At 65.9% G+C, this 21,163-nt stretch carries 15 protein-coding genes; 13 read left to right on the top strand and 2 right to left on the bottom strand.

The annotated features are described in order from the left end of the window. The first annotated feature begins 51 nt into the window (after positions 1-51). From B0I08_RS15530 to B0I08_RS15495, 8 genes are all read left to right on the top strand, one after another. On the top strand, positions 52-1,575 hold the full coding sequence (locus B0I08_RS15530) for a sugar ABC transporter ATP-binding protein (protein ID WP_106214471.1): 1,524 nt from the start codon (positions 52-54) through the stop codon (positions 1,573-1,575). Beyond that, positions 1,572-2,684, top strand: coding sequence for an ABC transporter permease (locus B0I08_RS15525; protein WP_106214469.1), 1,113 nt, complete (start codon positions 1,572-1,574; stop codon positions 2,682-2,684). Before B0I08_RS15530 ends, B0I08_RS15525 begins: the two co-directional genes overlap by 4 nt. Next, entirely contained in the window at positions 2,681-3,715 is a 1,035-nt protein-coding gene (yjfF, locus tag B0I08_RS15520) for a galactofuranose ABC transporter, permease protein YjfF (protein WP_106214467.1), read from the top strand. The genes B0I08_RS15525 and yjfF overlap by 4 nt, the downstream gene beginning before the upstream one ends. A gap of 73 nt (positions 3,716-3,788) precedes the next feature. Then, positions 3,789-4,874, top strand: a complete 1,086-nt coding sequence (locus B0I08_RS15515) for a LacI family DNA-binding transcriptional regulator (protein ID WP_245884848.1) — start codon at positions 3,789-3,791, stop codon at positions 4,872-4,874. An 89-nt stretch (positions 4,875-4,963) separates the two neighbouring features. Next, the gene (locus tag B0I08_RS15510; protein WP_106214465.1) at positions 4,964-6,394 is read left to right on the top strand and encodes an aminobutyraldehyde dehydrogenase; all 1,431 of its coding nucleotides are present in this window, start codon (positions 4,964-4,966) and stop codon (positions 6,392-6,394) included. Between the two features lie 4 nt (positions 6,395-6,398). Next, complete coding sequence (locus B0I08_RS15505; protein ID WP_106214463.1) at positions 6,399-8,426, top strand: primary-amine oxidase; 2,028 nt, start codon at positions 6,399-6,401, stop codon at positions 8,424-8,426. Then, positions 8,423-9,295 carry a universal stress protein gene (locus B0I08_RS15500; protein ID WP_181243440.1) on the top strand — a complete coding sequence of 291 codons (873 nt, stop codon included), beginning with the start codon at positions 8,423-8,425 and terminating at the stop codon, positions 9,293-9,295. Before B0I08_RS15505 ends, B0I08_RS15500 begins: the two co-directional genes overlap by 4 nt. Positions 9,296-9,358: 63 nt before the next feature. Further along, a complete protein-coding gene (locus tag B0I08_RS15495; protein WP_106214459.1) occupies positions 9,359-10,927 on the top strand; it encodes an APC family permease in 1,569 nt (522 codons plus the stop codon). An 87-nt stretch (positions 10,928-11,014) separates the two neighbouring features. Here the strand turns inward: B0I08_RS15495 and B0I08_RS15490 are convergent, their stop codons facing one another. Together B0I08_RS15490 and xylA are read right to left on the bottom strand one after the other, a co-directional pair. Continuing rightward, complete coding sequence (locus B0I08_RS15490) at positions 11,015-12,508, bottom strand: xylulokinase (protein ID WP_106214457.1); 1,494 nt, start codon at positions 12,506-12,508, stop codon at positions 11,015-11,017. Positions 12,509-12,649: 141 nt separating this feature from the next. Then, on the bottom strand, positions 12,650-13,843 hold the full coding sequence (gene xylA / locus B0I08_RS15485) for a xylose isomerase (RefSeq protein WP_106214455.1): 1,194 nt from the start codon (positions 13,841-13,843) through the stop codon (positions 12,650-12,652). A gap of 113 nt (positions 13,844-13,956) precedes the next feature. On the opposite strand from xylA, the gene B0I08_RS15480 reads away from it, so the two are divergent. The 5 genes from B0I08_RS15480 to yicI all read left to right on the top strand — a co-directional run bounded on the left by B0I08_RS15480 (position 13,957) and on the right by yicI (position 21,163). Then, positions 13,957-15,174, top strand: a complete 1,218-nt coding sequence (locus tag B0I08_RS15480) for an ROK family transcriptional regulator (RefSeq protein ID WP_181243439.1) — start codon at positions 13,957-13,959, stop codon at positions 15,172-15,174. 176 nt (positions 15,175-15,350) lie between these two features. Then, positions 15,351-16,667, top strand: coding sequence for an ABC transporter substrate-binding protein (locus B0I08_RS15475; RefSeq protein WP_106214453.1), 1,317 nt, complete (start codon positions 15,351-15,353; stop codon positions 16,665-16,667). Positions 16,668-16,841: 174 nt separating this feature from the next. Further along, complete coding sequence (locus tag B0I08_RS15470; protein WP_106214451.1) at positions 16,842-17,822, top strand: carbohydrate ABC transporter permease; 981 nt, start codon at positions 16,842-16,844, stop codon at positions 17,820-17,822. 8 nt (positions 17,823-17,830) lie between these two features. Then, positions 17,831-18,727, top strand: a complete 897-nt coding sequence (locus B0I08_RS15465) for a carbohydrate ABC transporter permease (RefSeq protein WP_425433010.1) — start codon at positions 17,831-17,833, stop codon at positions 18,725-18,727. 93 nt (positions 18,728-18,820) lie between these two features. Then, a complete protein-coding gene (gene yicI, locus B0I08_RS15460; protein ID WP_106214447.1) occupies positions 18,821-21,163 on the top strand; it encodes an alpha-xylosidase in 2,343 nt (780 codons plus the stop codon).

The raw sequence follows: 21,163 nt of genomic DNA, 5'->3' as shown, positions 1-21,163 counted from the left end.
CCCGCGGCCGGGGGAGCAGACGGCTATTGAACGTTTAGATAAGGAATGGTTATGGACAGCGCAGTCCCCATCGTAGAGATGACCGGGATTTCGATCAGCTTCCCGGGGGTCAAGGCCCTCGACGGGGTCGATTTCCGAATGTTCCCGGGCGAGGTGCACTCCCTGATGGGGGAGAACGGCGCCGGCAAGTCGACTCTGATTAAGGCTCTCACCGGGGTCTATCCCATCGATGCCGGTTCTATCCTGCTGGCAGGGCAGCCACTGCTGGTGACGGGCCCCGCGGACTCGCAACGCGCCGGCATCAGCACGGTCTACCAGGAGGTGAACCTCTTGACGAATTTGTCCGTCGCCGAGAACATCCTTCTTGGCCGCGAGCCCCGGCGGTTCGGAGGAATCCACTGGAAAGAGATGAGGGAGCGCGCGGCGGCGATTCTGCACCGCCTGCACCTCGACATCGATCCGGGGTCGCTGCTCGGCTCACACTCACTCGCCGTGCAGCAACTCGTCGCCATCGCCCGGGCACTCGATGTCAACGCCAAAGTGCTGATCCTCGACGAACCCACGTCCAGCCTCGACGTGGACGAGGTCGCCGAGCTATTCCGCGTGATCACGGCGCTGAAACGCGAGGGGGTGGCGATCCTTTTTGTCTCTCACTTTCTCGATCAGGTGTACGAGATCGCAGACCGCCTCACGGTGTTGCGCAACGGCTCGCTGGTGGGGGAGTACCGAACGAAGGAAATTCTGCGGATCGAGCTGGTGCACAAAATGATCGGCAAAGACATCGCAGTGCTCACCGATCTGGACACGAAAACACGCAACGCGGTCGCTGAAACCACGACCACCATCCCTTACCTGGCGGCGGTAGGGCTCGGCCGCAAGGGATCGATCGACCCGCTGGACTTCGCTATCGCCGAGGGGGAGGTGGTCGGGCTGGCCGGGCTTCTCGGTTCGGGCCGAACCGAGCTCGCCCGGATCCTTAGCGGCATCGACAAGCCAGACACAGGCGAGTTGAAGATTGAGGGCCGCACCCAGCGGCTACGCACCGCCCGAATGGCTCTTAAACGCCGCATCGCCTACTCGTCCGAGGATCGGAAACGTGAGGGGATTATCGAAGACCTCACGGTCCGGGACAACATCGTGCTCGCCCTCCAGGCTGATCGGGGTTGGTTCCGCAGGATCCCGCGCAGACGGCAAGACGAGCTGGCCGCGAGCTACATCTCGGCCCTGGGCATCCGTCCGGCCAACCCGGAGGCTCTCGTACGCAACCTCAGCGGCGGCAATCAGCAGAAGGTGCTGCTCGCCCGCTGGCTGGCGATCGCTCCCCGGCTGCTGATTCTCGACGAACCCACCCGCGGCATAGACGTGGGGGCGAAGGCTGAGATCCAGCGACTGGTGTCGAACCTCGCCGAGGAGGGCATGAGTGTGGTGTACATCTCCGCGGAACTGGAGGAGGTGCTCCGGTTGAGTCACCGCATTGTGGTGATGCGCGACCGGAAAAAGGTGGCGGATCTGGAAAACGACGACGTCACCGTTGGCCAGGTAATGACCCTCATCGCGAGCGGAGCGGACGAATGAACACCCCGCAAGACCCCAAGAACGCCCTCGCTTCTCCACTGGCGAGCCGGACAGGCAGCCTGGTTCACGCAGCGGTGCGCAGCCGACTGGTCTGGCCCGCTGTTGCGCTGATCGCCCTGCTGGTCACGAACGTGGTGAAGTCCCCAAACTTTCTCTCGATCCGCATTCAGGACGGCCATCTGTTCGGCAGCCTGATAGACATTCTGCGCAATGGCGCACCCATCGTGCTGGTGGCACTGGGAATGACGCTGGTCATCGCGACCCGTGGCATTGATCTGTCTGTGGGAGCGGTGGTCGCAATCTCCGGTGCGTTTGCCTTGTCCATCATCGGCGGCTCGGATAACCCGAACAGCATGGGGGTCGTCCTGGGGGCGGTGGCCGCATCATTGGTTTTCGCGCTGGTGCTCGGCGCGTGGAACGGGCTTCTGATCGCGGTCTTCGGGATCCAACCGATTATCGCGACCCTGATACTGATGACCGCCGGGCGGGGCATCGCGATGCTGATCACCGAGGGCCAGATCCTCACCGTCAGCAGCGCGCCGTATAAGGTCATCGGCGGTGGTTACTGGTTTGCGTTGCCGGCATCCATCATCATCGCTGCGGCGTTGTTTGCTCTGGTCGCAATCCTCACCCGCAAAACCGCTCTCGGAATGCTGATCGAATCGGTAGGGATCAACCCGGAGGCCAGCAGGCTCGCCGGGGTCAGTTCCCGCGTCATCATCTTCATGGTCTACACCTTCAGCGCGGTATGTGCGGCGATCGCTGGCCTGATGATCAGCTCTAATATCACCGCCGCTGACGCAAACAGTGCGGGCCTGTGGATAGAGATGGATGCCATCCTCGCTGTTGTTCTCGGCGGCACCTCCCTCGCCGGTGGCAGGTATTCGCTCACCGGAACGTTGATTGGCGCTTTTGTGATCCAGACCCTCACGACCACGGTGTACTCCATCGGTATCGCGCCCGAGATCACCCTGGTGTTCAAGGCACTGGTGGTCATCGCCGTGGTGCTGCTGCAGGCTCCACGCACGCGGGCAGGCTTCGCGCGACTGCGTAGCCGAAAAGGCCCGTCCGTCCCGTCCGCCCCGCGTGAGAAAGCGATTGTCCGATGAGTGCGCCCACCACAACCCGCCCGAGTAAGCGCCCAACTCCCCGTCCCAACCCGGGTGGGCTCGGCACCGGGGCACGGATGCTGCTGTCCTCCCGGTACGCCTCCGTGCTGGTCACCCTCCTCCTGCTTGTCGCGACTTTCGCCGTGGGTTCGGTTCGCTACCGCGGATTTTTGTCCGGCCAGGTAGTACTGAACCTGTTCATCGATAACGCATTTCTCATCGTTTTGGCGGTGGGTATGACGTTTGTGATCCTCACCGGCGGCATCGACCTGTCGGTGGGATCGGTGGTCGCCCTGTCGACCATGATCGCGGCATCCCTCCTGCAATCGGGCTGGTCACCACCGGCCGTGATTCTCACCGTTCTGGTGGTGGGCACGACGCTCGGCTTCCTGGTGGGGCTGGTGATCTTCTACTTCGACGTGCAACCCTTCATTGCCACCCTCGCCGCGATGTTTCTCGCCCGCGGTCTCTGTTATGTGATCAGTACCAGTTCGATCTCGATCGTCGATCCGTTTTTTGTCGACATGGCGAACGCCCGGATCCCGCTCGCCCCCGGCCTGCGTATCTCGCCAAGCGTTGTGGTGGCGCTCGCGGTGGTGGCCATCGCGTTTGCCGTGTTGCACTACACCCGCACCGGCCGCACGGTCTACGCGATTGGCAACGGCGGGCAGTCAGCGATGCTGATGGGCTTGCCAGTCAAGCGCACCAAGATCCTCGTGTACGCGATCAGCGGGCTCTGCTCCGCAATCGCGGGGGTGCTCTTCACCTTTTACACCCTCTCGGGCTACAGTCTCACCGCGGTGGGGATGGAGTTGGACGCCATCGCAGCCGTGGTCATCGGCGGAACCCTGCTCACGGGCGGCTCGGGCTTTGTTCTCGGCTCGGTACTCGGGGTACTCGTGCTTGGGGTGATCCAGACCATCATCAGCTTCGAGGGAACCCTGAGTTCGTGGTGGACGCGAATCGTGATCGGGTCGCTGCTGCTGGTATTTATTCTTCTGCAGCGTGCGTTGACACCGCGGCGGCGGTGACCCCTCAGCTCACGCGGGCATAATTGGACGGTCATCCGGGTCTACCGGCGGAAGAAGGAAGTTGGCGGATGCGGTGAACACCGACAACTCCGACGCCTCCGCCGCGGTCGACGCCGGTGTGCTGGGCCTGCCGCGGGACGGCACTGCCCCAGCCCCCCGCACCGCCAACATCTTTGACGTGGCCAGGCTGGCCGGTGTGTCGCATCAGACTGTCTCCCGGGTCGTGAATGACATTCCGAACGTGCGCCCGGCCACACGCGCTCGCGTCGAAGATGCCATCCGCCAGCTGCGCTATCGCCCCAGCACCGCCGCCCGTGCCTTGGTCACCAAACGGTCTCGAACGATCGGCCTCATCACCACGGGGCGCCCCGACTATGGCCCGTCCAGCACCGTGCTGGGTTTCAGCGACGCAGCTCGGCAGGCTCGATACACAGTGAGCATCGCCAGCATGGTGGAGGCAACACCCGGCTCGATGCGATCGTCGGTGGAACAGCTGCTGGGCCAGAACGTCGAGGCCATCGTGCTGATCGCCGGCCACCGGGGCGCACTCGACGCGATTACGGCCATCGAGCTGGGCGTTCCGTTGGTCGCGGTGGAGAGCAGCGGCCGCGCGGGATTTCACAGTGTCTGTGTTGACCAGTTTGCCGCCGCGCGCGCGGCCACCGATTACCTGGTGCAACTGGGGCACCGCGACATCCTCCACGTCGCCGGCCCCGATGATTCGATGGATGCCGCGGAGCGGGTGCGCGGCTGGCGCGCGTCACTGTCGGAGCATGGCCTTGTCGCCCGCGAGCCGCTTGTGTCGGATTGGTCTCCGCGTAGTGGCTACCAGATCGGGCAGAAGCTTCTCGAGAATCGGCAAGCCACGGCCGTTTTCGCGGGTAACGACCAAGTGGCGCTCGGACTGTTGCACGCGTTCACCGAGAACGGGGTGCGGGTTCCGCAAGACGTGAGTGTGCTGGGATTCGACGACATTCCCGAGGCGGAACACTTCACCCCACCCCTCACCACGGTGCGGCAGGACTTCGAGGAGCTGGGCCGCGACGTGATGGCGACGCTGATCGAGATTCTGCGCGACGACGATTCGGCGACGAACCATGTCCGACCCAGCGCCACTTTAGTGGTGCGGGGATCCACAGCCCCGCCGCACCGTCCCTAGCGGCTGGCGGCTTCGCCGACGCGCCAGCGGGGTGCCTTTTTTCCTGTCAACTGCCATACTTGGGCGGAAACTCAGCGAAGAGGAGCCTTGTGAGCACCCCGATCCTTGCTAATTTCATCAACGGCCAGTTTGTCGCGCCGGCCGGCTCCGGGCTGCTGAACATCGTCGATCCGTCAACCGGAGACACCGTGGCGCGGGCGCCGGTGTCGGTCGGGAGCGACATCGATGACGCCATGGCCGCCGCGAGGGCCGCGTTTCCCGGCTGGAGTCGGCGCACACCCTCCGAGCGACAACGCGCGCTGCTGCTCCTCGCGGACGCGGTCGACGCGAACAGTGACTCCCTCGTGGAGGCGCAGCACCGCAACACGGGCCAGCCTCGAGCCACCATCGCCGCCGATGAAGTGGCCGCCGGTGCCGACCAGTTGCGGTTCTTCGCCGGAGCCGCGCGTCTGCTCGAGGGGAAGTCGGCTGGCGAGTACCTCGAGGGCATGACTTCGTGGGTGCGTCGCGAGCCGATCGGCGTGGTCGGCCAGGTCACCCCGTGGAACTTCCCGCTCCTGATGGCGATCTGGAAGATCGGCCCCGCGCTCGCCGTCGGCAACACTCTCGTGCTCAAGCCCAGCGACACCACGCCGGAGTCGACTCTCGAACTCGCCAGGATCAGCCAGGGCATTCTGCCCGACGGTGTGATGAACATCGTGCTCGGAGACGCCACTACCGGTTCGCTCATCGTCGAGCACCCGGTTCCCGGCCTGGTATCCATCACCGGGAGCGTCCGGGCGGGCATGGCGGTCGCCGCGGGGGCAGCGCACACGCTCAAGCGTGCCCACCTCGAGCTCGGCGGCAAGGCACCCGCGGTGGTGTTCGACGACGTCGACGTGGAGAAAACCGCAGCCGCCATCGCCGATTTCTCGTTCTACAACGCTGGCCAGGACTGCACCGCGATCACCCGGGTGCTGGTGCAGGAGTCGATCCACGACGGATTTGTGGCCGCGTTCACCGCCGAGGCCGAGCGGCGCATCACCGGGGCGCCCAGCGACGCGGACAACTACTTCGGTCCGCTCAACAACGAGCGGCACTTCTCCGACGTTGTCGGCAAGGTTGCCGCATTGCCCGAGCACGCGGTGATCACCACAGGTGGGCACAGGGTGGGGGAGACCGGATTCTTCTTCGAACCCACCGTCGTGACCCAGGTGCGGCAGTCCGATGCGATCGTGCAGGACGAAACCTTTGGTCCGGTCATCACCGTGCAGAGCTTCAGAACCGAGGAGGAGGCGATCACGATGGCAAACGACGTGAGATATGCCCTCGCCTCGAGCGTGTGGACCCGGGATCACGCCCGCGCCCTGCGAGTCTCCCGCGACCTCGACTTCGGCGCCGTGTGGATCAACACCCACATCCTGCTCACCGCCGAAATGCCGCACGGGGGCTTCAAGTATTCCGGCTACGGAAAGGACCTGTCGATGTATGGCGTCGAAGATTACACGCGCATCAAGCACGTCATGAGCGCGCTGGAGTAGCGCCATGACCTTCCACCCACTTGACCCCTTGTCCGCCGCTGAGTTCACGAAAGCTGCTGGTGTGCTCGCACGCGAGCATGGGGTAGGCACCGGGTGGCGGTTCGCGTCGATCGAGCTCGTCGAGCCGAGCCGCGCTGAGCTCGCGTTATACGAGCGCACCATTGCACCGGGCGTTGCCGATGGGGGTGTGGTGGATGCCGCGGTGCCCGAGCGCCTGGCCAGGGCAGTAGTGCTCGACCGAAGTGCAAACCGCACCTGGGTGGCCATCGTCTCGCTGGACACCGACCGGGTGCTCGAATGGGGCGACGTCCCGGGCGTGCAGGCCAACTTCACCGTCGATGAATGGGAGGAGGCGGATGCCGCGTTGCGGGCCCACCCCGAGGTGATAGCAGCGCTGGCCAAGCGGGGCATCACCGCCCTCGAACACGTATTCATCGACACCTGGACCTACGGCGATGCCGTGATCCCCGACCGGTACCGGGGGCTGCGGTTGGGGTGGGCGGATGTCTGGGTGCGGGCAGGCACCGGAGCAAACCCCTACGCGGGGCCGGTCAGCGGGCTGCACTTCGTGATCGACGTGAACACGATGGACCTGCTGGAAGTCGAGGACACCTTCAGCGTCGACCCGCCGGCGGTGATGGGGGAGTACGTGCCCCATCTGGTGCCGGAACGCATCCGCGCCGCGAGTACCCGGCCGCCGGTGAAGCCGCTCGATATCGTGCAGAGCGAGGGACCCGGTTTTAGCATCGACGGAAATCTGGTGCGCTGGCAGAACTGGTCATTCCGGGTGGGCTTCAATTACCGCGAGGGGATGACCCTGCACCGGGTGAGCTACACCGATGCCGGACGGGAGCGCCCGATTGCCAACAGGTTGTCCTTCGCCGAGATGGTCGTGCCCTACCGTGACCCGAGCGTCGACCACTTTCGCCGCACAGCCTTCGACATCGGTGAGTGGGGCCTCGGCTTCATGACTACCTCGCTGGAACTCGGGTGTGACTGCCTCGGCGAGATCCGCTACATCGATGCGGTGCTGCACAACAGCGCTGGGGAGCCGTACACGATTCCGAATGCGTTCTGCGTGCACGAGGAAGACAACGCGGTGCTGTGGAAACACGTGGACCACGACGGCGGAGCCGAGGTGCGACGCATGCGCCGGCTCGTGGTGTCGTTCCACGTGACCGTCGCCAACTACGAATACCTCGTGTACTGGCGGTTCTACCAGGACGGCAACATCGAGTGCGAGGTGCGCGCCACCGGGATCATGGTGGTCACCCACCTTGAGGTGGGCCAGCCGCACCCGAACGGCACGCTCGTGGACGAGCGCACCTACGCGCCGTTCCACCAGCACTTCATCGTGGCACGACTCGATCTCGACATCGACGGGACGGCCAACACGGTTTTTCGCAGCGAGACCCAGATCGAACCTATCGATGACGCCAATCCGCTCGGGCTTGCGCTCACCCAACGCAACACCCCGATTGAGACCGAGGGCTTCGACGACTTCGACTGGAATACCCAGCGGGCCTGGAAGGTAGTGAACGAGCAGACCCGCAACGGTCTCGGCACCCCGGTGTCGTACAAGCTCGTACCCGGTGGCGCCATCCCGTCGTTCTTCCACGAGTCTGCCCCGGCGCTCCAGCGCGCGCAGGTGATCGGGCACACCGTCTGGGTGACGCCCAACGACCCGGGGCAGCGGTGGCCCTGCGGCGAGTTTGTGAACCAGAGCGGCACCGACCATGGTCTCCCCGAGTGGATCCAGGCAGGCCGTTCGGTGCGCGACGTGGACCTCGTGCTCTGGTACACCTTCGGCATCCATCACATCACCCGGCCGGAGGACTGGCCGGTGATGCCCGCCGACGTCGTCTCGTTCTGGTTGAAGCCCGTCGGATTTTTTGACCGCAATCCCTCGCTCGACGTCGAGCCGAGCCCGGCGCACTGCGGCCCCGGCCATGCCGACCACGATCACGCCGACCACGACCCCGCCGACCACGACCACCCATCCACCGAAACCGAACCGAGGAGAACAGCGTGACGCGAGTGCCAAACTACGTCGTGGCCTACGAGGCCACTCCCCAGGGCCGGGATGCGCTCGAGCTCGGCACCGCCATGGCCAGACTCACCCGAGCCGAGCTGCGTATCTGCCTCGTCCTGCAGCGCGCGGGGGGCGTGCCCGCGAAGATCTACGCCACCAGCTCCGACTTTGAGGCGCTGCTGGCCAAACAGGCGGAGCAATGGCTCGCCGATGCGCTGGCCCTGGTGCCCACCGATGTCACTGCAACGACCCACCTGCTCTGGGCCGATTCGACTTCGGAGGGCCTGATCCAGGCGGTCGCCGACCTTGAGTCGGACCGTCTAGTCGTGGGTGCTGCCCGCGGCGGCATCCTCAACCGGTTCACCATCGGCAGTGTTGCCAACGCGCTGTTGCACGCCTCGCCGGTGCCGGTGGCCCTTGCGCCACGGGGGTACAAAGCAGGTGTCCAACTGACCCGCATCACCTGCGCACTCGGTACCCGGACGGGCTGGGAAGCCCTGCTCGATTCCCTGGCGGCATTCACGGAGGGCCTGACCATCGACCTGCGGTTCGTCACGCTGGTGGAGGTGGACGCGGCCCACGAGAAGCACTCCGCGGTCGCCGACAGCGCCGCGCACCTCGACACCGTGCTTACCTATCACCAGCGGCACGCGCGCGGCGGCGGGGTCATCACCACCGAGGTGGGCACCGGAACCGGTGTCGAGGCCGCCGTGGAAGCGCTGGACTGGCGACCAGACGAGATCGCCTTCGTGGGGTCGAGCCGTTTGGCCGCGCCGAACAGGATCTTCCTCGGCGTCACCGCGCACCGCATGCTGCACGCCCTGCCGGTGCCGCTCGTTGTTGTCCCCGCCACCCCAGCCCGCAGCTGACCCGCCCAGCAGCCAGCCGCCCAGCAGCAACCCCGCTCCGCAGTTAATCCGAAGGACAGGTTCATGGCACGATCATCCGTCCCAGCTTCCTCCGCTCCCACACCGCCCAGTACCCCGCCCGAGCCCGCGACCGGCGCGGGCGGGCTCTCTGCAAAGGGCTTGAGCGCCGGTTCGGTCGGGCTGCTCGGCGTAACCGTCATCGGCATCTCCTGTATCGCTCCGGCGTACACACTGACGGCCTCGCTCGGCCCCACGGTTGCCGCGGTGGGGACCCAGATGCCCGGGATCTTTGTGGTGGGGTTCCTCCCGATGCTGCTGGTGGCGCTCGGCTATCGCGAGCTCAACAACGCGATGCCCGATGCCGGTACCTCCTTCACCTGGGCGTCGCGCGCGTTCGGACCGTGGCTGGGCTGGATGGGCGGCTGGGGCCTGATCGTGGCGACGGTGGTCGTGCTGTCCAACCTGGCCGGAGTGGCCGTGGACTTCCTGTATCTCATGCTCGCGCAGCTTTTCGGCAACCCCGGGCTCGCTGATCTGGCCGGAAACGTGTGGATCAACATCCTCACCTGCCTCGTCTTTATCGCGGCGGCCTGTTACATCTCCTACCGGGGCATGGAAGCAACCAAGATGGTGCAGTACGTGCTGGTGGCGTTCCAACTGGTGGTGCTGCTCTGGTTCAGCATCGCCGCGTTGATGCACGTCGTCAACGGCACAGCCTTCGACGCCCTGGGTTTCAGCGTGGACTGGTTCAATCCGTTCCTCGCGCCGTCGTTCTCCGCGTTCGCGGCGGGCGTGTCGCTGTCGATCTTCATCTACTGGGGGTGGGACGTGACCCTCACGATGAACGAGGAGACCAAGAATCCGCAGACCACCCCCGGCCGCGCAGCCACCCTCACGGTGGCGATCATCTTCGCGCTGTACATCCTGGTGTCGGTGTCGGTGCTCATGTTCTCGGGTGTCGGCACCGGAGAACTGGGGATGGGTAACGAGGACATCCAGGGCAATGTGTTTGCCGCGCTCGCCGGGCCGGTGATGGGCCCCTTCGCCATCCTGATGTCCCTTGCCGTGCTGTCGAGTTCCGCCGCCTCGCTGCAGTCGACTTTCGTCGGCCCCGCCCGGACCATGCTCGCGATGGGCCACTACCGGGCGTTCCCGGCCCGGTTCGCGGCGATCAGCCCACGGTTCAAGTCGCCAGGGTTCGCCACGATCATCGCCGGCGTGGTGGCCTGGGGTTTCTACGCGGTGATGCGCGTGCTGAGCACCGACGTGCTCACCGACACGATCCTCACCCTGGGCATCATGATCTGCTTCTACTACGGGGTCACGGCGTTTGCGTGCGTCTGGTTCTTCCGACGCGAGGTCTTCACAAGCGTGCGCGCGTTCCTGCTCAAGTTGCTCGCGCCGCTCCTCGGCGGGGCCATCCTCGCCGTGATCTTCGTCACCACTCTGATCGACAGCACCGACCCCGCCTACGGCAGCGGCTCCGAAATCGGCGGTATCGGACTGGTGTTTATCCTCGCTGTGGTGCTGTTCGTCGCCGGTATCGTGCTGATGTTGATCATGCGCGCGGTCGACCCGGCCTTCTTCCGCGGGAACACCCTCACCAAGGGTGCCTCCCGCGACAAACGGTGAGCGGGCGAGGCTACGCCAGGTGCCGCCAGGTGCTGCCAGGTGCTGCCAGGTGCTGCGAGGTGCTGCGAGGCGGTGAGCCGGTGGTGGCTAGACCACGGCCACCGCGCGGTACTGGTCACGGATCACCGGCCGGAAGTCCACCGCCGGCTCCGCCAACAGCGCGATCGGCCAGGTGGGCCGGGATCCGGTGACGACCCACGCCGCCTGTGCTGCCGCGCCCGCCGCGACATACTCGCCGGGTTCGGGAACCACGACAGGCACCGAGAAGACCTGCGCCGCGATCGTGCTGACCGCTGGGTTCTGCGCAGCCCCGCCAATGAGGAGCAGCCGGCTGGCCACGACGCCCTGTGACCGCAGCGCATCGAGACCGTCGGCGAGCCCGCAGAGCATGCCCTCGATCGCGGCCCGCGCCAGGTTCGGACGGGTGGTGGAGGCGAGGGTCATCCCGAATAGCGTGCCAGTCGCCTGGGGCAGATTCGGCGTGCGCTCGCCCTCGAAGTACGGCTGCAGAACCGCCCCCGCAGAACCGGGTTCTGCCGACAGCGCGAGGCGCCCGAGTTCGGTGTGGTCCGCGTCGAGGAGGGTGCTGATCGCGTCGAGGATACGTGCGGCGTTGAGGGTGGCCACCAGCGGAAGGTAGTTGCCCGCGGCATCCGCAAATCCCGCAACCACACCGGTCGCGTCACGCGCCGGAGACTCGGTGACCGCGAACACGGTTCCGCTGGTTCCGATAGACACCACGACATCGCCGGGGACAGCTCCGAGTCCGAGGGCTGCAGCGGCGTTGTCGCCGGCGCCCGGGGCAAATCGAATGCGTGCGGGCAGGGGGATGCTGGTGCCCGCAGGGTCGACGACGGTGCTGCCACCGGTAGCTGGGGTCGTGGTCGGGGTCGCGGCGGCGTTGCCCGGGGTCTCCGTGGCGGCGAGACGGAACTCGTCTGGCTGGAGCACGGCGGGCAGCACCACGTCGTCGGCGGTTGGACGCCGGAGCGCCAGCGCGAGCAGGGCGCGGTCGTAGTCGTTGCGGGAGGAATCGAAGTAGGTTGTGCCGCTCGCATCGGAGCGGTCCGTGATCAGCTCCGCCAGCACGGGATTGTGCGGGCCGAACCCGCGCAGACGCCAGGTCAGCCAGTCGTGCGGCAGGGCGACAGCGGCGACGCGGGCAGCGTTGTCTGGTTCGGCGTCGGCAAGCCAGCGCAGCTTGGTGATGGTGAAAGAGGCGACCGGCACGGTGCCGGTGCGCTCGGCGAAGTCCGCGGCGCCGACCTCGTCGATCAGGTCGAGGGCCGCCTGGGCGGAGCGGGTGTCGTTCCAGAGCAGGGCGGGACGGATGACACGTCCGCTCGCATCGAGCGCGACCATGCCGTGCTGCTGTCCACCGACGGAGACTGCGGCGACATCGTCGAGCCCGCCAGCGTCAGCGATGGCAGTGCGCAGGGCCTCCCACCAAAACTCGGGATCCACCTCGGTGCCGCTCGGGTGGGACGCGCGGCCCGAGCGCACAACAGCTCCGGAATCGAGGTCGCGGATGACGACCTTGCAGCTCTGGGTGGAGGAGTCGATGCCTGCGACGAGCGTCATTGCCGGGGTTCCGTTCGTAAGGGGAGGGTGCGAAGTGCTGGTGGAGATGTCGGCGTGCCGATTGAGAATGGCCGCGGCCCGTGCAGGGACCGCGGCCGCAAGCCGCCCGGGGGAGAACCCGGGCGGCTGGTCGTGCAGCTGCTAGCCGCGCGCGCCGAGGAGGTGCTCGGTGGCGAGCTGCTGCAGGCGCACGAAGCCGAAGCCCTTGCCGTTGAAGTAGGCGTCTGTGTCGAACTCCTCGTAGGACGCCGTGTCGGCCAACAGCTCGTCGTAGGTCTCGCCCTCGCCCAGCGTGGTGACGGCGAGTTCGTTGACCCGGGAGGCCTCGAGGGCTTCCTGCACCTCGGGGTCGGCGCGGAAAGCGGCGGCGCGCTCCTTGAGCAGCAGGTAGGTCTGCATGTTCGCCGCGGCGGAGTCCCAGACACCCTTCTCGTCCTCGGTGCGCGAGGGCTTGTAGTCGAAGTGACGCGGGCCATCGTAGGTGGGTCCGCCGCCCGGGCCACCGTTCTCGAGCAGGTCGACGAGCGCGAACGCGTTGTGCAGGTCGCCATGGCCGAAGACGAGGTCCTGGTCGTACTTGATGCCACGCTGGCCATTGAGGTCGATGTGGAACAGCTTGCCCTGGTAGAGCGCCTGCGCGATGCCCGCGGCGAAGTTGAGCCCGGCCATCTGCTCGTGCCCGACCTCGGGGTTTACGCCGACGAGTTCCGGACGCTCGAGGGTGGTGATGAACGCGAGCGCGTGGCCGAGGGTCGGCAGCAGGATATCGCCGCGGGGCTCGTTGGGCTTGGGCTCGATGGCGAACTTGATGTCGTAACCCTTGTCGGTGACGTAGTCGCCGAGCAGGTTGACGGCCTCGCGGTAACGCTCGAGCGCCTGGCGGATGTCCTTCGCGGAGTCGTACTCCGCACCCTCGCGGCCACCCCACATCACGAACGTCTTCGCGCCGAGCTCAGCGGCGAGGTCGATGTTGCGCAGCACCTTGCGCAGCGCGAAACGGCGCACCCCACGGTCGTTCGAGGTAAAACCGCCGTCCTTGAACACGGGGGCGGAGAAGAGGTTCGTGGTGACCATCGGAATGATCAGGCCGGTGTCGGCGAGCACCTGCTTGAGGCGGTCGATCTCGTGCTGGCGCTGGGCGTCGGTTGACCCGAACGCGAACAGGTCATCGTCATGGAAGGTGAGTCCGTACGCGCCGAGTTCGGCCAGCTTCTCGACCGCGTGCACGGTGTCGAGGTGCGCGCGGGTCGGGCCGCCAAATGGGTCGGCTCCGTTGTACCCCACGGTCCACAGACCGAATGAGAATTTGTCTTCGCGGGTGGGTGTTAAGGCCATGAGGGCGCGTCCTTCAGCTTCGTTGATGATTTGTTGGTACGACAAACATATTACGCGCACGGTCCGATCGCAAGGCGCGCCGGCATCCCTCGGCTGGCAATTAGGATCAGGGCATGTGCCCGGCAGACTCCCCCATCGCGGACCACTTGGCGGTACGGCCGACCTCCGGGTCGACAACCGACCAGCTTCGTCGCAATAACCTGTCGAAGATCCTGACGCTTATCCACCGCGAGGGGGCGTTGTCGCGCGCCGATCTCACCCGGCTCACGTCGCTCAACCGCTCGACCGTGGGCGCGATTGCGGCGGAGCTGGCGGCGCTCGGCTTTGTCGACGAGCGTCCTCCGCTGGACTTCCGTGCCGGGCGACCGAGTCCTGTGGTGCACCCGAACGAGCGCACCGTCGCCGTGGCGGTGAACCCCGAGGTGGACGCGGTACACGTCGGCATCGTGGCCCTGGGCGGAGTCGTTCTGGCTCGGTCGAGCGTGGGCATCGGCCCCGAGGCATCCGCTTCGGAGGTTGTCCGGATTGCCGCAGCGGAGGCACACGCGCTTCTCGCGGAGCTGCCGGGCCATCGCGTCTTCGGGGCGGGCATCGCCGTGCCCGGCCAGGTGCGCATCGGAGACGGGCAGGTGCGTGAAGCGTCGCACATGGGCTGGTTCGAGGAACCCGTCGCGGCGATGTTCGAGGCAGCCACCGGGTTTCCCACCTTCGCCGCCAACGCGGCGATTCTCGCGATGCGCGCGGAGAGTGTATTCGGGGCCGGCAAGGGTGTCGACAATTTTGTGTACGTCATCGGGGGCGCGAGCGGCATCGGCGGCGGGATGGTGAGCGGCGGCAAAATCGTGACGGGCGCAGCCGGGTACGCCGGGGAGATCGGGCACACCTTTGTGCGCTCGAGCGGCGCGAGTTGCTTCTGTGGTGCCCACGGATGCCTCGAGGCGGAGGTTACCCAGGCGCGCCTGCTCCAGCTGGTGAACCTGCCCCCGTCGCAGATCGCCGAGCTGGGCCCCGCGCTCGCCGCGTCCACCGAACCAGCGGTGCGAGCGGCCGTGGCCGAGGACGTCGCCCTGGTCGCGATCGCCATCCGCAACGCGGTGAACCTCTTCAACCCCAGTGTCGTTGTGCTTGCCGGTTTTCTCGCCGCCCTGATGGAGGGGTCGGGGGATGACGCGAGCGCGATCCTTCCCGCCGAGGCAGTGCTCGCGGCCCGCGAGTCGGTGCGCGTCGAGCGGGCCAGGTTCGGCGCCGACCAACTGCTGATCGGTGCCGCCGAACTTGTTTTTGCTGGCGTGCTCGGCGACCCGTCGGGATACGCCTCGAGCCGAGCGTAGCGATTGCCGGCCGGCGCGCGCACGTCAGCCCCTTCCACAAAAGTTTTCCTGAACAATTTGGCTACAAAGCTTGCGGGAGCGCTCTCCCGATGCGTATGTTGTGGACATCAACAAACACAGCATCGGAGTGGATGCGGGCCGCGTGAGGCATCTGCTCCCATTACAAGGAGGTAGTGATGCACAAGAGATACCTGACATTCGGAGCCGTGTTCGCCACGACAGCGATGCTGTTGGCGGGATGTTCCGGGGGCACCGCCGCCGAAGACGGACCAGTCAACACCGACCCGAGTGGTGACGGCGAGACGCTGACCCTCTGGCACTACGAGTCCGAGACGAGCGCCATGGGCGTCGCCTGGACAGAGGCGATCAAGCAGTTCGAGGAAGAGACCGGCGCCACCGTCGAGTTCGAGGCCAAGAGCTTCGAGCAGATCCGCTCGACGGCCAGCCAGGTGCTCAACTCCGATGCCGCGCCCGACATTCTCGAATACAACAAGGGCAACGCGACCGCCGGGCTGCTCGCCAGCCAGGGCCTGTTGACCTCGCTCGATGAGGCGTCGGAGGCCTACGGCTGGGCCGACAAGCTGTCCGAGTCGCTGCAGACGACCACCAAGTACGACGAAGACGGCGTCATGGGTTCCGGCAGCACCTACGGCATTCCCAACTATGGCGAGTTCGTGGACGTGTACTACAACGTGGACGCCTTCGCGCAGTACAACATCGCGGTCCCCACCACGTTCGAGGAGTTCGAGGCGGCGCTTGAGACCTTCAAGCAGAACGGTGTGACCCCCCTGGCCGAGGCAGCCGGAGAGTACCCGCTCGGCCAGCTCTGGTACCAGCTCGCGCTGAGCGACGCCACCCGCGAGTGGGTCACCGACTTCCAGACCTACACCGGCCCGGTCGACTTCCAGGACGAAAACTTCACCTTCGCGACCGAGACCATCCAGGACTGGGTCGAGAAGGGCTACATTTCGGAGGATGTCTCGGGGCTGAAGGCCGAGGACGCAGGCACCAACTTCATCAACGGCACCAACCCGATCTTCTACTCGGGTAGCTGGTGGTACGGCCGCTTCGTCGAAGAGGTCACCGACTTCCAGTGGAGCAGCTTCCTGTTCCCCGGCTCCGACATGGCACCCGGCTCGTCAGGCAACCTCTGGGTCGTCCCCGAAAACTCGGATCAGAAGGACCTCGCGTACAAGTTCATCGACATCACGATGAGCCCCGAGATCCAGGCCCTCATCGGTAACAACGGCGGAATCCCGGTGGCAGCGGATGCCGCGGACATCACCGACGAGAAGAGCAAGGAACTGATCGACAACTTCAACACCCTTACCGAGCGTGATGGCCTGGCGTTCTACCCCGACTGGCCCACCGCGACCTTCTACGACGAGCTGAACGCGGGGCTCCAGGAACTGGTCAACGGCTCGACCTCTCCGGAGGAGATGCTCACCCAGCTGGGCGAGGACTACGAGGCCGGCGTCGCCGACATCAAGTAGGTAGCAACGCTCGCGCGTAGCGCTCGGGCGCAACGCTCCCTCCCGCACGACGAGCGGTTTAGCGGGAGGAAGAGGTGACCGCGGCTTTCCGGCCGAGGCGCCTCCTCCTCCCGCCCCTCAGGGGCACGAGCCCTCCAGCACCCCCGCAGCTTTGTCCAAGAAAGGCTTATCGACATGGCCACTGTTCCCCCAGAGACCCGCACCCGCGGGCTCGGCTCCGCCTCACCGGAGGATGCTCCTCCGGTGAGCGTCCGGGGCAGCCGGCGCTCCGCTGGGTACTGGTTGTACCTCATCCCGGGGTTTGTGCTGATCACGGTGATCGTGGTGATCCCGCTGATCTGGAACATCTACCTCAGCTTCACCTCCTACCGCGGCATCCGGCCGCCGGAGTGGATCGGCCTCGAAAACTGGGTCGAGCTGATGGGGGACGAGAAGTTCTGGACATCGTTCGGCAACAGTGTGGCGCTCATCATCGCGATGGTCGTGATCCCGACCCTGGTGGGTCTCGTCCTCGCCGCGATGTTGTTCGACCTGGTAGGCAAGAAGTTCGGCGGCAAGGTCGCCAGCTTCTTGCGCGCCACCTACTACCTTCCCCAGATCCTTCCCGTGGTGGTCGGCGCGATCGTCATTGGCTGGATCCTGCGCCCGGACAACGGCGCGCTGAATGAGATCCTGCGCAATATCGGGCTCGGCGCACTCGCCCACAACTGGCTCGGAAGCCCCGACACCGCCCTCGCCAGCATCATGGTGGTGATGGTGTGGATCCAGCTCGGATACCCGGTCGTGATCTTTATGGCCGCGCTGTCCCGGGTTGACCCGGAACTGTACGAGGCGGCCGAGCTCGACGGTGCCAACTGGTTTCAGCGCTTCCGCTCGATCACGGTGTCGATCATCCGGCCCGAGATCTTCGTCGTCGTGCTGACCTCCACCATCGCGGCGCTGAAGGTCTTCGGTCCGATCTACACCCTGACCCGGGGAGGCCCGGGCGACTCGACCATTGTGCCGAGCTACTACTCGTACAGCGAGTTCTTCCAGAGCCAACAGGTCGGCTACGGCGCGACAATCGCCACCGCTCTGACCATCGTCATCGTCATCGTGTCGGTGTTCTTTATCAAGGCCCAGAACCGGGCAGAGGAAGCGGAAGGTACCCGCTGATGTCCACCATCACCAAGGCCGCAGCGCCGAACGAGACGCCGGTCAAGCGCGACGCCCCGCTGAAGATCCGCAAGCGCAAGACCAAGCGCACCGCGGGCGACTGGACCATCCTGGCCGTCGCCATCCTCGTCGGCATCGCCATCGCCGTGCCGTTCTATCTCATCCTCATCAACTCGTTCAAGTCGCCCGCCGACTACAGCTCGGGCGGGCCGCTCCAGTTGCCGACGCAGCTGAGCTTCGACGGCATCATCAACTTCTGGAACCGGGTCAACTTTCCGGAGAAGCTCCTTAACAGCATCTTCATCTCCCTCGCGGTGTCGATCTTCGCCGTGATCGTGTCCGTGCTCAACGCCTACGCCATCGGCATCGGGCGGGTGAAGGGCCGCACCTGGATCGTCGTGCTGTTCCTGCTGGCCAACGTGCTGCCCCAGGAAGCGCTGCTGTACCCGCTGTACTTCATGTTCAAGTCGGTCGGCCTGTACGACAACATCTGGTCGGTGATCATCATCTTCACCGTGATCCAGAGCGCTTTCGGCACCTATCTGCTGTCGAGTGTCTACGGCACCTTCCCCAAGGAAATCCTCGAGGCCGCAGCGCTCGACGGGGCCACCCGGTGGCAGATGCTGTGGCGGGTCGTGGTACCGATCAGCCGCCCCACCCTCTCGGTGCTGGTGATCTTCTTCTTCATCTGGACCTGGAACGAGTTCCTCATCCCGCTTACCTTCCTGGTCAGCAACGCGAACCAGACGGTTCCGATCGCCATCGCCTCGCTGCAGGGGGACCGCCTCATGGATGTCACGACCACGAGTGCCTCCGCGCTGCTCGGGCTCATCCCCACCCTGGTTTTCTTCCTGATCTTCCAGCGCACGCTCACGCAGGGGATCACCGCAGGCGCGGTTAAGTAGCGCCGGCACGACTCGCGCCTGCACGACTCGCGCCTGCACGGCCCGCGCTCCCGACATCCATCTACCCCTTTTGCACACTCGATTGGCACAGCAATGAAGTTTTCTGACGGTTTTTGGCAGCTTCGGCCGGGTGTTACCGCCCTCTACGCGCAGGAGGCGCACGACATCGTCGCGGGGGAACACTCCCTCACGGTGACGGCGCCGACCGCGGTCATCCGCCATCGCGGAGACACCCTCAACCGCCCGACCCTGACCGTGACCCTGACCTCGCCGTTGCCCGGTGTGATCGGGGTGCGGGTCGAGCACTTCCAGGGCGGTCGGCAGGAGGCCGGATTTGATCTCGACGGCGCGCTGGAGGGCCAGGGCGTTGTCGTGGTGGATGCCGGGGGCGGCACTCTCACGAGCGGCTCACTCACCGCACGCATCACCCCGGGCGCCCCGTGGAACCTCACCTTCGAATCGAACGGACGGGTACTCACCGGCAGCGGCGACAAGTCGCTTGGATACATCCGGCTCGCAGGCGATGCCCAGGTCGACCCGGGCCCGGTCAGCAACTCGCGCGAGGGCGGCGACCGGCCCACCAGCGACACCTACCTGCACGCTCAGCTCGGCCTCGGGGTCGGGGAGCTCATCTACGGTCTCGGCGAACGCTTTGGACCGCTGGTGAAAAACGGGCAGAGCGTGGACATCTGGAACGCCGACGGCGGAACCAGCAGCGAGCAGGCGTACAAAAACGTTCCCTTCTACCTGTCGAACCGCGGGTACGGCGTTCTCGTGAACCACCCGGGGCACGTCGCCTTCGAGGTCGGGTCGGAGGCAGTCGAGCGGGTGCAGTTCTCCGTGGCCGGCGAGAGCATCGAGTACTTCGTGATCGACGGGCCGACGCCGAAGGAGGTGCTGAGCCGGTACACCGAACTGACCGGCCGGCCCGCCGCGGTTCCGGCCTGGTCGTACGGGCTGTGGCTGACGACGAGCTTCACCACCAACTACGACGAAGCGACCGTGACCGGCTTCATCGATGCGATGGCCGAGCGCGACCTGCCGCTGAGCGTGTTCCACTTCGACTGCTTCTGGATGCGCGAGTTCAACTGGAGCGACTTCGAGTGGGATGCGCGCACCTTCCCCGACCCGGAGGGCATGCTGGCCCGGTTGCACGAGAAGGATCTGCACGTCTGTGTCTGGATCAACCCGTACATCGCGCAGCGCGCCCCGCTGTTCGCTGAGGCGAAGGCCGCCGGGTATCTCGTGAAGCGGCCGAACGGTGACGTCTGGCAGTGGGACCTGTGGCAGGCGGGCATGGCGCTGGTGGACTTCACCAACCCCGACGCGAAGGCCTGGTACCAGTCGAAGCTGCGCGTGCTGCTCGACCAGGGGGTGGACGCGTTCAAGACGGACTTCGGCGAGCGGATCCCGCTGGAGGTCGACTACTTCGACGGCTCTTCGCCCGAGCGGATGCACAACTGGTACACCCAGCTGTACAACGAAGCAGTGCACGAGGTTCTGGTGGAGGCCCGCGGCGAGGGCGATGCGGTGCTCTTCGCGCGCAGCGCCACCGTCGGCGGCCAGAAGCTGCCGGTGCACTGGGGCGGGGACTGCACCTCCACCTATGAGTCGATGGCAGAGAGCCTCCGCGGCGGGCTGTCGCTCGCCCTCAGCGGGTTCGGTTTCTGGTCGCACGACATCGGCGGCTTCGAGGGAACACCCGACGCGGGAGTCTTCAAACGCTGGGTCGCCTTCGGGATGCTGTCGAGCCACTCCCGCCTGCACGGCAGCAACTCTTACCGGGTGCCGTGGGCGTTCGACGAGGAAGCGGTCGACGTCACCCGCACGTTCAGCAAGCTGAAGCTGCGCCTCATGCCCTACCTTTACGCCGCGGGCCGCGAGGCAACCGAGCGCGGGACCCCGGTGATGCGCCCGATGCAGATCGAATTTCCGGATGACCCGAGCTGTGCCTACCTGGACCGGCAGTATCTGCTGGGCCCAGACCTGCTCGTCGCTCCCGTGTTCACGGCGGACGGGTCCGTCGAGTTTTACCTGCCGGCGGGCACCTGGACCAACTACTTCACGGGCGAGCAGGTGCAGGGCCCGGTGTGGCGCCGCGAAACGCACGGCTTCGACAGCGTTCCCCTCTACGTGCGCGATGGCGCCGTGCTGCCGGTGGGAAACCGGGAGGACCGGCCGGATTACGACTACCTCGACGGGCTCACTCTGGTTGTGTATCCCCGTAGCGCTGCGCTGAATCTTGTCAGCTCGGATGCAGTGGGGCACCGCGACATCCACCTCACCACACCCACCGGGGAGACTGCCACGTTCACCGTCGTGCGGGAGGGCGATGCGGTGAACGTGACGAGCGACCGTGACAGCGGGTGGAATGTGCGAAGCGTGGGCGGGGCGAGCGTTGCGGCGGTGGACGGTTCGGCGGGCATACTCTTCTGA

The sequence above is a fragment of the Glaciihabitans tibetensis genome (assembly GCF_003003265.1).
Lineage (GTDB): Bacteria > Actinomycetota > Actinomycetes > Actinomycetales > Microbacteriaceae > Glaciihabitans > Glaciihabitans tibetensis.
This window is presented reverse-complemented; position numbering and strand designations above follow the sequence as displayed.

Excerpts from the sequence above, each read along its gene's own strand:
- B0I08_RS15490 (WP_106214457.1), bottom strand. The coding sequence starts at position 12,508 with ATGACGCTCGTCGCAGGCATCGACTCCTCCACCCAGAGCTGCAAGGTC.
- B0I08_RS15475 (WP_106214453.1), top strand. The coding sequence starts at position 15,351 with ATGCACAAGAGATACCTGACATTCGGAGCCGTGTTCGCCACGACAGCG.
- yicI (WP_106214447.1), top strand. The coding sequence starts at position 18,821 with ATGAAGTTTTCTGACGGTTTTTGGCAGCTTCGGCCGGGTGTTACCGCC.
- yjfF (WP_106214467.1), top strand. The coding sequence starts at position 2,681 with ATGAGTGCGCCCACCACAACCCGCCCGAGTAAGCGCCCAACTCCCCGT.
- B0I08_RS15505 (WP_106214463.1), top strand. The coding sequence starts at position 6,399 with ATGACCTTCCACCCACTTGACCCCTTGTCCGCCGCTGAGTTCACGAAA.
- B0I08_RS15480 (WP_181243439.1), top strand. The coding sequence starts at position 13,957 with ATGTGCCCGGCAGACTCCCCCATCGCGGACCACTTGGCGGTACGGCCG.
- B0I08_RS15470 (WP_106214451.1), top strand. The coding sequence starts at position 16,842 with ATGGCCACTGTTCCCCCAGAGACCCGCACCCGCGGGCTCGGCTCCGCC.
- B0I08_RS15495 (WP_106214459.1), top strand. The coding sequence starts at position 9,359 with ATGGCACGATCATCCGTCCCAGCTTCCTCCGCTCCCACACCGCCCAGT.
- B0I08_RS15525 (WP_106214469.1), top strand. The coding sequence starts at position 1,572 with ATGAACACCCCGCAAGACCCCAAGAACGCCCTCGCTTCTCCACTGGCG.
- B0I08_RS15530 (WP_106214471.1), top strand. The coding sequence starts at position 52 with ATGGACAGCGCAGTCCCCATCGTAGAGATGACCGGGATTTCGATCAGC.
- xylA (WP_106214455.1), bottom strand. The coding sequence starts at position 13,843 with ATGGCCTTAACACCCACCCGCGAAGACAAATTCTCATTCGGTCTGTGG.